The 15,182-nt window shown below is 37.6% G+C and carries 15 protein-coding genes; 1 reads left to right on the forward strand and 14 read right to left on the reverse strand.

Translation table 11 applies throughout. The annotated features are described in order from the left end of the window. The 10 genes from ACTTKP_RS02430 to ACTTKP_RS02475 all read right to left on the reverse strand — a co-directional run. A partial coding sequence (locus ACTTKP_RS02430) for an exopolyphosphatase (RefSeq protein WP_442552309.1) occupies positions 1–757 on the reverse strand: 757 nt, incomplete at its 3' end. 141 nt (positions 758–898) lie between these two features. Next, positions 899–2,188: a S41 family peptidase gene (locus ACTTKP_RS02435; RefSeq protein WP_442552310.1), complete on the reverse strand. Its 1,290-nt coding sequence runs from the start codon at positions 2,186–2,188 to the stop codon at positions 899–901. A 34-nt stretch (positions 2,189–2,222) separates the two neighbouring features. Then, positions 2,223–3,461 carry a murein hydrolase activator EnvC family protein gene (locus tag ACTTKP_RS02440; RefSeq protein ID WP_442552311.1) on the reverse strand — a complete coding sequence of 413 codons (1,239 nt, stop codon included), beginning with the start codon at positions 3,459–3,461 and terminating at the stop codon, positions 2,223–2,225. Continuing rightward, complete coding sequence (ftsX, locus tag ACTTKP_RS02445) at positions 3,454–4,359, reverse strand: permease-like cell division protein FtsX (RefSeq protein WP_442552312.1); 906 nt, start codon at positions 4,357–4,359, stop codon at positions 3,454–3,456. Before ftsX ends, ACTTKP_RS02440 begins: the two co-directional genes overlap by 8 nt. Further along, positions 4,331–5,035, reverse strand: coding sequence for a cell division ATP-binding protein FtsE (gene ftsE, locus ACTTKP_RS02450; RefSeq protein ID WP_442552357.1), 705 nt, complete (start codon positions 5,033–5,035; stop codon positions 4,331–4,333). The genes ftsX and ftsE overlap by 29 nt, the downstream gene beginning before the upstream one ends. 92 nt (positions 5,036–5,127) lie before the next feature. Then, the gene (locus ACTTKP_RS02455; protein ID WP_442552313.1) at positions 5,128–6,216 is read right to left on the reverse strand and encodes a PucR family transcriptional regulator; all 1,089 of its coding nucleotides are present in this window, start codon (positions 6,214–6,216) and stop codon (positions 5,128–5,130) included. Between the two features lie 176 nt (positions 6,217–6,392). Next, positions 6,393–7,505: an ABC transporter ATP-binding protein gene (locus tag ACTTKP_RS02460; protein WP_442552314.1), complete on the reverse strand. Its 1,113-nt coding sequence runs from the start codon at positions 7,503–7,505 to the stop codon at positions 6,393–6,395. Positions 7,506–7,731: 226 nt separating this feature from the next. After that, positions 7,732–8,634 carry a YitT family protein gene (locus ACTTKP_RS02465; RefSeq protein ID WP_442552315.1) on the reverse strand — a complete coding sequence of 301 codons (903 nt, stop codon included), beginning with the start codon at positions 8,632–8,634 and terminating at the stop codon, positions 7,732–7,734. A 28-nt stretch (positions 8,635–8,662) separates the two neighbouring features. After that, positions 8,663–9,466, reverse strand: a complete 804-nt coding sequence (locus ACTTKP_RS02470) for a hypothetical protein (RefSeq protein WP_442552316.1) — start codon at positions 9,464–9,466, stop codon at positions 8,663–8,665. Positions 9,467–9,471: 5 nt separating this feature from the next. Continuing rightward, on the reverse strand, positions 9,472–11,457 hold the full coding sequence (locus tag ACTTKP_RS02475; protein WP_442552317.1) for an Ig-like domain-containing protein: 1,986 nt from the start codon (positions 11,455–11,457) through the stop codon (positions 9,472–9,474). 142 nt (positions 11,458–11,599) lie between these two features. Here ACTTKP_RS02475 and ymfI point away from each other — a divergent pair, with 142 nt between their 5' ends. Further along, a complete protein-coding gene (gene ymfI / locus ACTTKP_RS02480; protein ID WP_442552358.1) occupies positions 11,600–12,331 on the forward strand; it encodes an elongation factor P 5-aminopentanone reductase in 732 nt (243 codons plus the stop codon). A gap of 203 nt (positions 12,332–12,534) precedes the next feature. Here the strand turns inward: ymfI and ACTTKP_RS02485 are convergent, their stop codons facing one another. From ACTTKP_RS02485 to ACTTKP_RS02500, 4 genes are read right to left on the reverse strand one after another with little or no spacing between them, the layout of a single operon-like run. Then, positions 12,535–13,335: a DNA-3-methyladenine glycosylase family protein gene (locus tag ACTTKP_RS02485; RefSeq protein ID WP_442552318.1), complete on the reverse strand. Its 801-nt coding sequence runs from the start codon at positions 13,333–13,335 to the stop codon at positions 12,535–12,537. Positions 13,336–13,343: 8 nt separating this feature from the next. After that, on the reverse strand, positions 13,344–13,949 hold the full coding sequence (locus ACTTKP_RS02490) for a sigma-70 family RNA polymerase sigma factor (protein WP_442552319.1): 606 nt from the start codon (positions 13,947–13,949) through the stop codon (positions 13,344–13,346). Between the two features lie 15 nt (positions 13,950–13,964). Next, positions 13,965–14,732 carry a 23S rRNA (guanosine(2251)-2'-O)-methyltransferase RlmB gene (gene rlmB / locus ACTTKP_RS02495; RefSeq protein ID WP_442552320.1) on the reverse strand — a complete coding sequence of 256 codons (768 nt, stop codon included), beginning with the start codon at positions 14,730–14,732 and terminating at the stop codon, positions 13,965–13,967. A gap of 36 nt (positions 14,733–14,768) precedes the next feature. Continuing rightward, a complete protein-coding gene (locus ACTTKP_RS02500; protein ID WP_442552359.1) occupies positions 14,769–15,170 on the reverse strand; it encodes a Mini-ribonuclease 3 in 402 nt (133 codons plus the stop codon). Positions 15,171–15,182: the final 12 nt, after the last annotated feature.

The following is a 15,182-nucleotide window of genomic DNA, read 5'->3' on the forward strand; positions in this document are numbered from 1 at the left end:
TATTCTGCTTTTTAAATCCCCAAGCAACATGGACTGAAATCTCTGTATCAGGATATAAGGCATATACCATAAATCTATTGCCGGCATAAATTGTCTCTTCATTTCTAAGGTCAATAACTGCAACCTTTCCCTCAACCTTAACAAGCCTTTTAAGCTGTGCCTTAAAAAGTTCCTGCTGTTCAAAGTAAAGATCCACTCTTTCCTTTACATCCGGAAGTGCCAATATATCATTGATTGGGTGAATAAGGCAGTAATCAATAAGTTCCATCATTAAGTCATAGTTTGAAATCTTAAAGTCATGGAATCTTCCAAGACCTGTCCTTGCATCCATCACATAGTTAAGCAGAGTCCAACCCTCAGGCTCCAAAATATCATCCACTGTAAAATCAGCACTATCACCCTTATCTACAGCTTCCATTATTTCCTCTGATACTCTGGTTATTCTCTCAGCTCCACCATAATAATCGTATACAACTCTAGCTGCAGACTTTGCATATCCATCTATGATGAACTTTGTACTTGCTTCGCCTGCATCTACACGACTTAGCTCACTTTCATGGTGATCAAAAGCAAGACCTACCCTTGGGTCATATGGTAAGTTTGTAGTTATATCATTTTCGGTAATATCTACCTTGCCATCCTGTACATCTTTGGGATGTACAAATTTTATGTCATCAATTATATCAAGTTCTTTAAGTATCATAGCACATACAAGGCCATCGAAATCACTTCTTGTGACTAATCTCATTTTTCCCATAATATCCTCCAGATATTTTATAAACTAACCTATGTTAGTGTAGTATACCATAAATCAAACCTTTGTTCAATCCTAACTACTCTTTTATTTATCAAACTATAAAATTTGATACTTACTTTTATCTCAAATTCCCATAACCCTTTATCTTAAATGATTTAACTTATCCTTCACTATATCCAAAGCTTTTTCTAACTGATTATCCTCATTTCTCTCAAGTTTTCCATCCTTTAATGCTTCCTTATCAAGCTCTTCTACAATATCCGGTTCAATGCCTCTTCCATGAATATTTATACCATTTGGAGTGTAATATTTAGATACGGTTACCTTCATTGCCGTTCCGTCTCCAAAAGGAACTATGGACTGGACTATTCCCTTACCGAAGGTCTTGGTACCAACTAAGGTTGCCGCCTTATAATCCTTCATAGCCCCTGAGAAAACCTCCGAGGCCGATGCGGAATTTCCATTTACAAGGATAACTACAGGCTTGTCAAAGCTCAAATCATCTGTAGCTTCTTCATCAATCCTCTTCCCACTCTTGTCCACTGTATAGACAAGAAGGCCTTTTTTTATCATCCTGTCAAGCATTTCACAGGTTACATCTAATAATCCTCCCGGATTATCTCTCAAATCTACTACCAAGCCCTGCATTCCATCTTTTTCTAAGCTATCTATAGCCTCTTTAAACTGGGATGCAGTCACTTCATCAAACTCTGTAACAGCTATATATCCTATTTTCTTTCCTTCTTTTTCTTCCATTCTGTAATTAACTGTGTCTATCTCAAGCTTTCTTCTCTCTAAGTTAAACTCTATTTCCTTTCCGTTTCTTAAAACAGTTACCTTCACAAGGGTACCTTCTTCTCCCTTTATCTTAGCCACCACCTTAGAAAGTTCAAGTCCTGCTATCTTTTCTCCGCCAACCTTGTAGATTATATCTCCTGCAAGCATCCCCTCTTCTTCACCGGAGCCTTTTTTAAAAGTTTTTACTACGGTTATCGCTCCTGTACTTGCATTTTGGCTCACTACTACACCTATTCCACAGTAAGTTCCACTGGATGAAGTATTAAATTCCTCAAACTCCTCAGCATTATAGTATACAGTATACGGATCTCCCAAGCTGTCTGTCAGTCCCTTATACATTCCGTCTTTCAGCTTGTTATTATCTATCTCATTAAGATAGTAATGATCTATGGCATCATATATTTCAGCAGACTTCTTTTCTACCTCATTCCAGTCGATGGCAGCTCCGGTAGTGGTGTCCTTTCTTCTTACTACAGCTTCATCTGTAATCAACGATACCTTTTTCACTGTATCAAACAACAATCCCCTTACAAGCCTACTCTCAAAGGCAAGCTTAACAAAGCCTGCTACAAAAACTGCAGTTACAATTATTCCTACCAATACTCCTATAAAAAACTTTTTATTCTCTTTCATCAATCATCTCCATTATCTGATGCGTATCATTGTATTAAGGTGATACATAATTCATCGGATTCACATACTGTCCATTAAGCTTCACTCCAAAATGCAGGTGAGGGCCTGTCGACATCCCCGTACTGCCCACCAAGGCTATGTTCTGCCCCTGACTCACATCCTGTCCCACCGAAACTAAAAGTTTAGAAGCATGCATATACACAGTATAAAGTCCGCCACCGTGGTCTATAATCACATGGTTACCCATAGAATAATTATAAGCGGCAGCTATAACTCTTCCTTCCTTTGCCGCCACTATCGGTGCTCCTGCATTTACAGCTATATCTATGCCATAGTGAAAATTTCCCGAGCCGGGCATCACCACTCCCCTATAGCCATAACCGGAACTGATGTACCTGCTTGAGGGCATAGGCCAAATCATTCCCGAGGAAGAAGCCTTACCGGCTACAAAGCTATTATCTGTCATTTTTGCCGCCTGTGCCCTTCTTGCCGCTTCTCTCGCTGCCTCTCTAGCCCTTCTTTCTCTCTCCGCCCTCTCTGCTTCAGCAATGAGCCTGTCAATATATTTCTCTTTTTTTACTATTTCAAGTTCATATTTGCTTACTTTTTTGCCGGCTTCTTTAATAAGGGCTGCAAATTCCTCTATCTGAACATTTTTAGCCTCTGCAAGCCTCTCATTCTCGAGCTTTTGCTCTTTCAACTCATCCAACACAGCCGTCAGTTCAGTCAGCTTCTTCTCTTTTTCAGCTTTTTTAGCTTTAGAATACTCCTTTGCCTGCTTATACCTTGCCAACAGGGTATTGTCATAATCTGAAATTTTTGAAATATATTCACCTTGGTTAAGTAAATCTTCTACCGAAGAGGAACCCAGTATAATATCTAAATAATCAGACTCTCCATTCTCATACATGTATCTGATTCTTTTTTTCATAATATCATACTGTTCATCTTCTACCTTTTTTGCAGCCTTAACTTCTATTTCAAGCTTTTTTATTTTTTCCTCTGTTTTTTCAGCTTTTTCAGAATAATCTGCAATTTTAAGCTCTATACTCTGTTTTTTTTCATCCAAATCTCTTATTGCATTCTCAATCTTATCCCGCTTTTCCTTTAACTCTCCTACCCTTTCTTCCTGCCTTGCCTTCTCCGCTTCAAGCTTTTTCTTAGCAGCTTTCTGGTTGCTTATGGTATCCGCCAGAGGCATTGATATATTTTTAACAAATATTATTGAAAATATAAAGACTACTGCAAGGGCAAGTATTTTTTTCTTAAACATCTATATGCCTCCTCACAGTGAAAAAGCTTCCTACAAAGCCTATTCCTATACCTATCACAAGAGAAACCGGAACAAGTACCCTAAATTCATCCCTTATATCTATGAATACAAGGATGTTTACAAGGGTATTAAATCTCTCTGAAAGTACCTTTACAGCACTGTTGTAAATAAAGTACAAGAGTCCAAGCGGCAAAACGGCACCTATGATACCAATTACTACTCCTTCTATTATAAATGGAGCACTGATGAAAAAATCTGTCGCCCCCACCATCCTCATAATAAATATCTCTTCTTTTCTCACCGAAATTCCCATCGCAATAGTAGTGCTTATAAGAAAGACGGCAACAGCCAGCAGGAGGGTTATTATGGTCATAGATATTATGCCTATCAGTGAATTAATAGCCGAAAAACCGGAAGCAGTATTTCCATTACTGTTTACCTTTCTCACTCCCTCCAAGGTCTCAATGTAGCTTACAAGCTCTGCCTGCTTTTCTATCTTTTTTACATAAACTGTATAAGAATCACTCCCCTCCAGAGGATTGTCTTCTCCAAAGGTCTCTATTAGTTCCGGTTTTAGAGAAGTTTGCTTATATCTCTCCCATGCTTCGTCTGCAGAAATATAGACTGCATCCTTAACTTCCGTCCTTGCCAAAATTTTATTTCCAATTTCCTTTTTTTCCTCTTCAGTCAGCCCCTCATCAAAAAACACAGTGACGCCGACTCCTGTCTCTGCCGACCTCATCATATTGCTAAAATTACTTATAACAAAGAAAAAAAGTCCAAAAATAAATAGGCAGGCAGCTATGGTACCCACTGATGCCAAAGAAAACATCCTGTTTCTGTGAATACCCTTAAACCCCTCCCTAAAACTATAAATCAAAGTCCGAATCTTCATCATCTGCACCGTTCATCCAATCACTTACAATTTCGCCGTCTTTCAGTTCTATAACCCTTTTATCCATCGACTTTACTATTTCGATATTATGAGTAACAACCACCACCGTTGTCCCCCGTCTGTTTACCTCCTCAAGTAAATTCATAATCTCTCTGGAATTTTTGGGATCAAGATTTCCTGTAGGCTCATCCGCAAGCAAAATAATAGGCTCATTTACAAGTGCTCTAGCCAGGGCAACTCGCTGCTGTTCTCCTCCGGAGAGCTCCTTCGGATAGGACTTAGCCTTATCATTTAGTCCCACTATTTCAAGCATTCTTGGGACTGTATCGTTAATTTGCTTCCGTGGTTTTTCTATTATCTGCATTGCAAATGCAACATTTTCAAACACGGATCTGTCCTTTAAAAGCCTGAAATCCTGAAACACCATACCTATGTTTCGCCTATGTTTTGCTATCTGGCTATGCCTGAGCCTTTTTAAGTTTTTACCATTCACATAGACCTTACCCTCTGTTGGGCTTATCTCTCTCATCAAAAGCTTGAGCAGGGTTGATTTGCCGGCACCGCTGTCCCCTATAATAAAAACAAATTCACCCCGTCTAATCCTGATGTTAACATTTTTAAGTGAATTTGTTTCTATATTATTTTTGCTTTTATAATCTTTAGAAACATTGTCAAGCATTATAGCCGGAATATCATCCCTGTCTCTGCCATCATTTTCTGAAAATAGCTTCCTTTTCTCAGCAAGCCTCTTTTTTCTATCATCTTTGTCCATTAATACTCTAAACTCTCCATATACTTCATGTACTTAACTACCATAAGTGCAATCTTAAAAGTAATAGCATCGTCAAATACTCTTATGTCAAGATTAGTAGTTTTCTGCAGCTTGTCAAGACGATACACAAGGGTATTCCTATGAATGTAGAGCTGTCTTGAAGTTTCAGAAACATTCAGACTGTTCTCAAAAAACTTATTGATAGTTGACAAAGTCTCCTCATCAAACTCATCCGGCGACTTGCCGTCAAATATTTCCCTTATAAACATCTTACAAAGAGGCATAGGGAGCTGGTAAATAAGCCTTCCAATACCAAGGTTGTTATAACCTACTATATTCTGATCCGCATAGAAAATCTTACCTACATCAAGAGCCATCTTCGCTTCCTTATAAGACCTTGACACATCCTTAATCTCAGGAACTATTGTGCCGTAAGAAATGCTTACTGCCGACATAGCCTCTGAATTAAGCATATCAAGCATGGTCTTGGCAACCTTAGCCATTTCATCATAACCTTCACCCGGCTTAAGCTCTTTTACAATAATAATATCTTTTTCATCTACAGCAGTTATAAAGTCTTTTGACTTTCCGGTGAAAAGGCTGCGTACCGTCTCAAGTGCATTGGAATCCTTTTCATTTTTAGTCTCAATAAGAAATACTATCCTTCTGGCTTCTATATCAATATGAAGCTTCTTAGACCTGTTATAAATATCAACCAAAAGAAGGTTATCTAACAACAGATTTTTAATGAAATTATCTTTGTCATATCTCTCCTTGTAAGCAATAAGGAGATTTTGAATCTGAAAACTTGCAATCTTTCCAACCATGTATACATCATCATTATCGCCTCTTGCAATAATAATATACTCAAGCTGCTGCTCATCAAGGACTTTAAAAAACTGGTTGCCCGAAAGCACCTGACTCTCAGCCGGAGAATCCACAAAGTTAACTACAGCCTCTTCATACTGTTCAGCCTCTTCAAAGGTTGAAGCTAAGTTCTTTCCTTCAGTATCTGTAACGCAGAGATCAACTCTTGTAATACTTTTAAGACCTTCTATGGTGCTTTGTAAAATTTGATTTGATATCATTTAATTCACCCCACCTATTCATTTTTATAACCTTACTGTAATTTTACCATTCATTTATAGAAAAGTAAAGAAAAGCCGACCCTGTATTAAAAATTTCTCTAACCATACAACATTTATTATTACCATGTATAGTCGCAAATTTTTAACGGAATCGGCTAAATACTTATTATTTTATATTATAATGTAATTGCAAGACCTGATTCTTTATCAAATATATGCATCTTTGAAAGGTCAAGAGCAAACTTAACAGTATCTCCTACTCTTGCTGTTGTACGAGGATTTACTCTTGCTGTAAATTCTACATCACCAACCGGGAAGTAAAGGAATACTTCTGCACCAAGAAGCTCATATACCTTGATTGTTGCATCAAAGGTAGTATCAGGTGAGTTGTTGATGAATACTTCTTCATCATGTATATCTTCAGGACGGATACCGAATTCAACAGTCTTTCCATCATAACCGCCATTAAGAAGATTCTTAGCCTTCTCTTTAGGAAGCTTAATCTTAAATCCTGCAAATTCAAGAGTTGCACCCTCTCCATCCTTCTTCACTGTTGCATCTATGAAGTTCATCTCAGGAGAACCGATGAAGCCTGCAACGAACTTATTAACAGGATGCTCGTAAAGGTTCTGAGGAGTATCTACCTGCTGAATATATCCGTCTTTCATAACTACGATTCTGGTTCCGAGGGTCATAGCCTCTGTCTGATCGTGTGTTACATAGATGATGGTTGTCTCAAGTCTCTGATGGAGCTTACTAATCTCAATACGCATCTGTACACGAAGCTTAGCATCAAGGTTTGAAAGAGGCTCATCCATAAGGAATACCTTAGGATTACGAACTATGGCACGACCCATAGCTACACGCTGTCTCTGTCCACCTGAAAGAGCAGCAGGCTTACGATCAAGAAGTTTCTCAAGGTCAAGGATTCTGGCAGCATCTTTAACAAGTCTGTCTATCTCTTCCTTAGGAGTCTTTCTAAGCTTAAGACCGAATGCCATATTGTCAAATACTGACATATGTGGGTAAAGAGCATAGTTCTGGAATACCATCGCAATATCTCTATCCTTAGGCTCAACATCATTAACTCTCTTATCTCCAATCAAAAGATCTCCGCCTGAAATCTCTTCGAGACCGGCAATCATACGGAGTGTAGTAGACTTACCACAGCCTGAAGGTCCTACAAAAATAATAAATTCCTTGTCTGCAATCTCAAGATTGAACTCCTTAACTGCCTCAAAACCATTTGGATACTTTTTGGTAACATTTCTTAAAGATAAACTTGCCATAATGTCCTCCCTTATTTAAATATTTTCTTTTTAGATTTTAATCTATGTAAGATAATACTATCACTACAAAATCTATGTATAAATAATACACTATTGATACAAACTAAACTATTCTTTTTTTACACAAAATAAAGAGATGTTTTTTGTTACTTTTGTCATAAAAACATTAAAAGTATACAGAATACAGAAAACTTGCACAATTTTTTTCGTATTTATTGGGCAATATTTACTTCACTGCACTGTCATGTTTATATTCAATAAATCCCTCTCCAAATGCCTCCCTTACATCACTTACTATGATTAATGCCTTTGGATCCGTAATCGCAGCTATCTCTTTAAGCTTTACAATCTCCTTTTTGCCCACTACGCAAAAAAGCATGCTCTTATCTCTGTTAGTATACATTCCCCTTGCAGATATGGCTGTAACTCCCCTGTCCATCTCACTCATAATGAGCTTCGCTATCTTTTCATACTCATCTGAAATTATGTAAACTAATTTTGCAAATTTCACACCCTCTAACATAGTATCTGAAATTTTTGTAAGTACATAGATGGTTAAAATGCCGTACATAGCATTTCTAAATCCAAGTACGAAGGCACCTAAAACTACTATTAGACCATCCACCGCAAAGAGGATGCTTGGAACTGAATAATGCTTAAAAAACTTATGTAAAATTGCACTCACCATGTCTGTGCCGCCACTGGTTGAATTGGTAAGGAAAATAAGCCCTATACCCACACCGTCTAAAAGACCGCCTACAGCTATTGCCAAAAGATAATCTCCTCCGCATATATCATAGGTAGGGATGACATAGAGCCATACAGCAAAAGATACTGCCCCAAGAAATGTCTTTGCCACGAAGTCTTTTCCAAGCACTATGAGTGCTATAATAAATACCGGAATATTTAATACTGCATTACTGAGCCATACGGGAATATCAAGTCCAAAGCCTTCTGCAAAATATTTTATCACTATCGCAAAGCCTCCAAAACCTCCCATAACCATCTTCATAGGCTCGTAAATCAGCTTAACCGGAGCAGACATACAAAGTGTACCTACAAGAATCAGGATTATATCAAAAAGCCTCCTGTATTTTGAATTTTGTAATTGTGTAATTGTTTGAATCATTTTAATAACAACCTCTCTGTTTATTTTATTATTTTTCCGAGGACAGTATCTGAGATAATACATCCTTATTTACAATAGTTCCATTATCAAGCCTTTCCCCTTTAATTGTTATAAATTTAACATTCTCAGTCTTAACCTCATTTAGCTTCTTTAATAGATTTACATAAGTCTTCTTTTTAATATCTGTATACTTGTCATTATAAACAGCATTTACAAAGTCGGTCTTATCTTGATCGCTTCCATTTATAACTGTTGTTACAAATTCCTGTAAAAATACAGATTCACCTTGTTCATTAAAGTAAAATATTTTGTCTGCATCCTCTGCCCTTAAAAAGAGATAGTGCGACAGTCCCAGCTCAAAATAATTATCAAGCATAAGCATTCCGGCCTTTAATCCCTGCTTGTTTTTGCTATATTTGTAAAGGTGCGAAAGCCTTAGAACCTGTGGAAGATCTGCTATGGAAGTTGACAGTTCTTTGTATAACTCATTTGACACTTCAATCATTAAATCTCCTGCAAAATTGTAGAATCCGATTTTATTTTCCTGCTTGTCAAAATTAACAAAATACGCAGAACTTATCAGGTTTGCATCCTTCCTGTCACCAATGAAAATTATTCCACGCAATACTTCTTCCACCTCAGCATCCGGAAGAGCCTTGGTTAAAATTCCCGTCTGCCCGTTATTCTCTACTTTAGCCCTGCTTTTTATCGAATTATCAGGCTGATAATCTGCTTCCTTAAACTTGAAAATATATAAAGCAAGCACCGCTATCACTACCAGCATAATAATTATTGTTGTGAATATAAATACCTTTATTAACTTTTTAACCATCTATATCACTGCCTCTTTTTGCCAACCGATATAGGTATCTTTCTCTCAAACGCAGGTCCATAATCTTTGAGCAATGTTATTTCATCTATACCGAAGTCCATAACAGTATTGCCGTTTATAAGTACATTGGAATTCGGCGTGTAGTGAATTTCAGCCTCTTTGGTAGTAGCATTTCTTTTAATAACAAAACTTGAACCTTTGGAGGAAGATATGACTTTAGAATCAAACGGCAGATTAACAATACCTGTATTAAACTGATCGGTAAGTCCCAAATAATAAAGCACTTCACCATATTCTTTTATATCTCTGCCCATGGATGTGTATAAAACATACGGGAGAATATTATCCTCTCCGATATATGCCGAAGCCCCCTGCAGGTAGAAGCCCGTAAGTGTGCTTCCATCCGTAATTCTCTTTTGTATTACCTCCCTTACCGCTCCTCCTTGGATAGTAATATTCATGTCTCCTGCCTGAACTTTTCCTGCTTTTAAAGGATAGGTAAGATAGCTCACCCCATCTATTGATACAGGTCTGATGGACTGTTTAACCTTATTTCCATTATAAGATACCGTGTCGATGCTCACTATCGCACTGCCCGTAACATCTACATTCAAATTCGGCTCCTTCATCCCCTCTGCCGTTATATTATTACCATACCCATCCTTTACCTTAAGCAAAAGATAATAAGTACCGGGCAGGTTGTTGACCATAGGAGAACCCCCAAAATCTTTTATTTCATCATCTTTTTTCAGTTTTGTGATATTTTTATCAACTACCGGCTCATATATTAAAGCTGATGCAGTTACACTGTAAGTACATTTATAAATTCCCTTAAACTCTATTGATGTAATAATTGCAGGCGGTGCAATACTCACATTCTGAACTGCACTAATCTGATTGTTATAAACATCTTTATAGGTGAGTTTCATTTCTCCGGAAGTACCTAACGGTGTTGGGACATTCGGCATATTTGCAGGAAAGATTAAACTTATTTTTCCTGATTCAATAACCGGTATATTTACATTATTCCAAGTTGCCGTAAAACCGGTAACTGTTATATCGTCCCTGTTAGTAATCTCTTTACCGTTTCCATCAAAAATCTTAAAATACGCAGTTGCAAAAAACAATCCGTTTTTCTGCGTTATATCAGTCATAGTTGCATTTGACGATATTTCAATTTTTGCCGGTTTTGATTTATCGGCAGTCTGAGCAGGCTTATTATTCTCTTCTTTTTTAGGCTCTTCCTTTTTTGGCTCTTCTTTTTTAGGTGCTTCCTTCTTTGACTCTTCCTTTTTCGGCTCTTCCTCCTTAGGCTCCGTAATATTTATTTTAATCACATCACTTACTACATCATCTTCCGCCTTCTTCTTTTTCTTAGCTGAAGCCCTCACATACAAAACTCCTGCCTTATCACCGGCAGTAAATTCACCTTCTTCATCAATCTCGCCAAGTTTTGTTTTCTTCGTACAATCTTCATCTGCAAACAGCTGATAAAAAACCTTATCTGTTGTCCTTATCTTACTGTTTACCTCAACTGCTTCTTCAGCAGGCTCAATCTTCGCCCTAAATTTATGCGTGCCTCCAACTTCCAAGTTTACTTCATCGGTATTCTTTTTTTCATTAAAAATATTTACCTCTCCTGCCTGAGTTTCTGCTGTAAACCTGCATTTAAGGGTATAAGATTTATTTCCTTTTTTATAAGTGAAGCTTACAACGGCTTTTCCATTTCCCACTGCAGTACAGAGACCGTTTTTACTTACTTTTACCTTTTTAGAATTATCAGACTTCCAAGTACCTTTTATTCCTTTTTTTACTCCATTTATATTGTATTTTAACTTAATACCCTCTTCGCCGACATAAATTATTTTCTTAGAAACAGGCTTCTTAGAAATATACAGATAACTCTTAACTGCAGCCTGTGTATTCAGACTAAATATTGACGATATACATACTGCCACAGTCAAAACAACTGAAAAGACTTTATTTTTCATCTCATCTTCCTCCTATATCATTTTTTTATCACATAAAAATATGACGATGCTAATGCTTAGTATATCATAAATTAAAACTATTTACACTATTATATAAAATAGTTATAATGACTTTTATTATACACTAAAACTAAGGAGCATCATCATGAATAAAACAGTATTGGTAAGCGGTTCAAGCAGAGGGATAGGAAGAGCCATAGCCCTGTATTTTGCCCAAAAAGGCTGTAGAATTGCAATAAATTCAAGAAAGTCAAGTGACGAACTTAAGGAAACTGAAAATGAACTTCTTTCTTATAATGTTCCTGTATTCTCAATGCTCGGAGATGTAGGCAACTATGAATTTTGCCAAAATTTTATAGCTGAAACTAAAAAAATCTTAGGCTCTGTAGATATATTAATAAATAATGCCGGCATTTCCCACATCGGTCTTTTTTCAGAAATGACTCCTAATGAGTGGAACGAAGTTATAAGCTCAAACCTTACTTCCGTCTACAATCTTTCCTCCCTCGTAATTCCCGATATGGTACATAAAAAATCAGGCAAAATACTCAACATCTCCTCTGTATGGGGAAATACAGGTGCTTCTATGGAAGTTGCCTATTCTGCAAGCAAGGGCGGAATGAATTCACTTACAAAGGCACTTGCCAAAGAACTTGCCCCAAGCGGCATTCAGGTAAACGCAATAGCCTGTGGAGCTTTTGCCACTGAAATGAACAATTTTTTAGACGAAGAAGAGCTTAACCGCCTAATAGATGAAATTCCCTCTTCAAGACTTGGTAAGCCTCACGAGGTAGCCAAACTCGCCTTCGACCTCTGCAACGAAAATACTTATCTCACCGGTCAGATTATCGGCTTGGACGGCGGATGGTGCTAATTTTATTTAGCATTATTTAAATGATGTGGGTGTCAAAAGTATTTGACACCCAATGATACAGGATTGCTTCGGCTTCACCTCTCGCAATCCTTGCAAAAATATTCGTAATCCGCTCATTTTTTTGCAAAAAATGGCTACTTACTCATATTTTTTGCGTGTCAAAAGATAATAAATTCTCTTGCAAGCAAGCTTGCATCGAATTTTTATACTTTTGCCACTTGTATCATTAAATCATAATAAAACATATACTGCTGCATTACCGCTGCATAACCCTTGTACCTATCAAAGGGAAAACCATCTTCATAGTGTGCGGCAAGTATCTGTTTTACATGGGTATCTATAGGAAATGCATCTAACTGATGCAATCCGAATACGCAGATACAGTCCGCCACCTTTTTGCCTATCCCAAGTTCCTTCATAAGCAGTTTTTTCGCTTCTTCGTAAGGAAGTCCTATCAGGCTTTCAGGCATAAACTCTCCGGCAGCTGTTTTAACCGCCATTTTATGTATATACTCATCTCTATAGCCTAAACCGTATGAGTGTAATTCTTCTACGGATACCTTACTTAAAATCTCCGCAGACGGAAAACTTCCATCCTCAGTTAAGGCACAGAGTTTTGCTATACTGTTTTTTATGCGTGGAATGTTGTTGTTTTGAGAAATCATAAAAGAAATTATCATTTCCCATAAATCCTGTCTTAATATCCTTATTCCAAAGCCGTAATCTATTGCCGCCTTTAAGTATTCATCCTCCTCATCCGCCAGTGCCTTGATAGCGGCATAATCCGTTCCCAAGTCAAAATAATCGTACCAAACTGAATTAAATTCAGCTTCATTACAGTGGAAGGTAAACTCTCCATCATTTTCTTCTACGAGTGTAGTATGTTTCCTGAACCAAACTCTATAAACGCCTTCCGCTTCTTCCTTCATCCTGAAAATCTGACCTGAATCAGCTATCTGCTTAAGATTCAAATCAGTTAAATGTATTTTAAATATGTCACTCATAACTTCTCCTACTTCTCGCTATCTATAACCTGCTTAAACTTAGCTTTAATCCTTACCAGAGCATTGTCTATGGACTTCGGACTTCTTTCTAACAAATCTGCAATCTCTTTATAATCTTTACCCGAAAGAAATAAATCAAGTACATCTTCTTCCAGTTTTGAAAGAGATTTACTGAGCTTTTCTAATAAAAACAGAGTGTTTTCTTTGTCAATAACAAAGTCCTCAGGCTCAAACAGACTACTTGCACGAAGATTATTTATCAGTTTCATCTCCTCACTGTCTTCACTCGCATATAAGGAAACATAGGTATTAAGCGGTCTGTTTTTTCCTGCCTGTCCCGCCTTTATCGCATTATACATTCTACGCTCGCATACTAAACCGGCAAATGTAGAAAAACCCGCATTTTTACTACAGTCAAAATCCCTTACAGCCACAAAAAGTCCTATCATTCCTTCTTGAATAAGGTCTTCTCTGTCGCCCCCGAGGAGGTATAAGGTCTTTGCCTTATCCCTTACCAAATTTTTATACTTGTTTAAGAGATAGTCTTCCGCCTCCTTATCTCCTTTTTTAGCCCTTTCACACAGGTCTTCATCTGAAATTTTTTCATAATTCATACAGCTTCCATTTCCTTATTTTTGCATCATCCTCTGCCTTACAATCTCGTAGGAAAGTACTCCTGCAGCTACAGAAGCATTTAAGGAGTCAATCTGCCCAAACATAGGTATCTTTACTACAAAGTCGCATTTTTCTTTAACAAGCCTGCCGACTCCGCTTCCTTCTGAGCCGATTACCAAGCCTATTGCCCCTGTAAGATTGCAATTATACATCACATCCCCCGACATATCTGCACAGGCAAACCAAATTCCCTTTTCTTTAAGTTCTTCTATGGTACGGCTTATATTGGTAACTTTTGCAACCGGAGTGTAGTTAATCGCCCCGGCAGATGTCCTGGCTACAGTAGCAGTAAGCCCTACTGCGTGTCTTTTAGGAATAATTACCCCATGTGCTCCCGCCTGATTTGCCGTCCTTATAATAGCTCCAAGATTATGCGGGTCTTCTATATCGTCAAGGACTATAATAAAAGGAGGTTCTCCTTTTTCTTTTGCAGCATTTAAAATATCATCAACTTCTGCATAATTGTAGGCTGCCGCCATGGCAACAGCTCCCTGATGTTTGTCACCCTCGGCATATTTATTAAGTCTTTCTCTGCTTACAAAATTGATGATAATATTCATCTTTTTAGCAGTTCTGATTATTGACTGCAATGTACCGTCAGGATTCCCCTCCTGTATATAAAGTCTGTCTATATCTCTTTCCGACCTCAACGCCTCCAATACAGCATTTCTTCCGTATATTACAAGGCTCTCCTCTTCATTACCCTCAAATTTATCTCCCATATTTCTCCTCGTTTAATATAATTCATACTCTGATACTTATAACTTTGTCTTTACAGCCTGCTTAACAAGTTCTAAGATTCTTTCATTTTTTCCCTTTAAATAGAGAAATCCTATCAAAGCCTCAAACCCCGTAGCTATCCTATAGTCTATAATATCGGCATTTTTAGCTGAAGTATATGATTTTGCATTTCTGCCACGCTTATACACTGCTTCTTCTTCCTCTGTTAAAAGCGGCATAATTTTTTCCATAGCTTCCCTCTGTGCTGAAGCCTTGACCAGAGAACTTGCCTTATGATGAAGTTTATTTACCGGAGCATTCCCTTTTTCTACAATAATAGTACGAATTACAATTTCATAAACCGCATCTCCTATATATGCAAGCGTAAGGGGCGAAAAACTCCTTATATCCTTATCCGTGATTTCAAAAAAACTATCTATGCCACCTGCGGA

Source organism: Catonella sp. (genome assembly GCF_052169795.1).
Classification (GTDB): Bacteria; Bacillota; Clostridia; order Lachnospirales; family Lachnospiraceae; genus Catonella.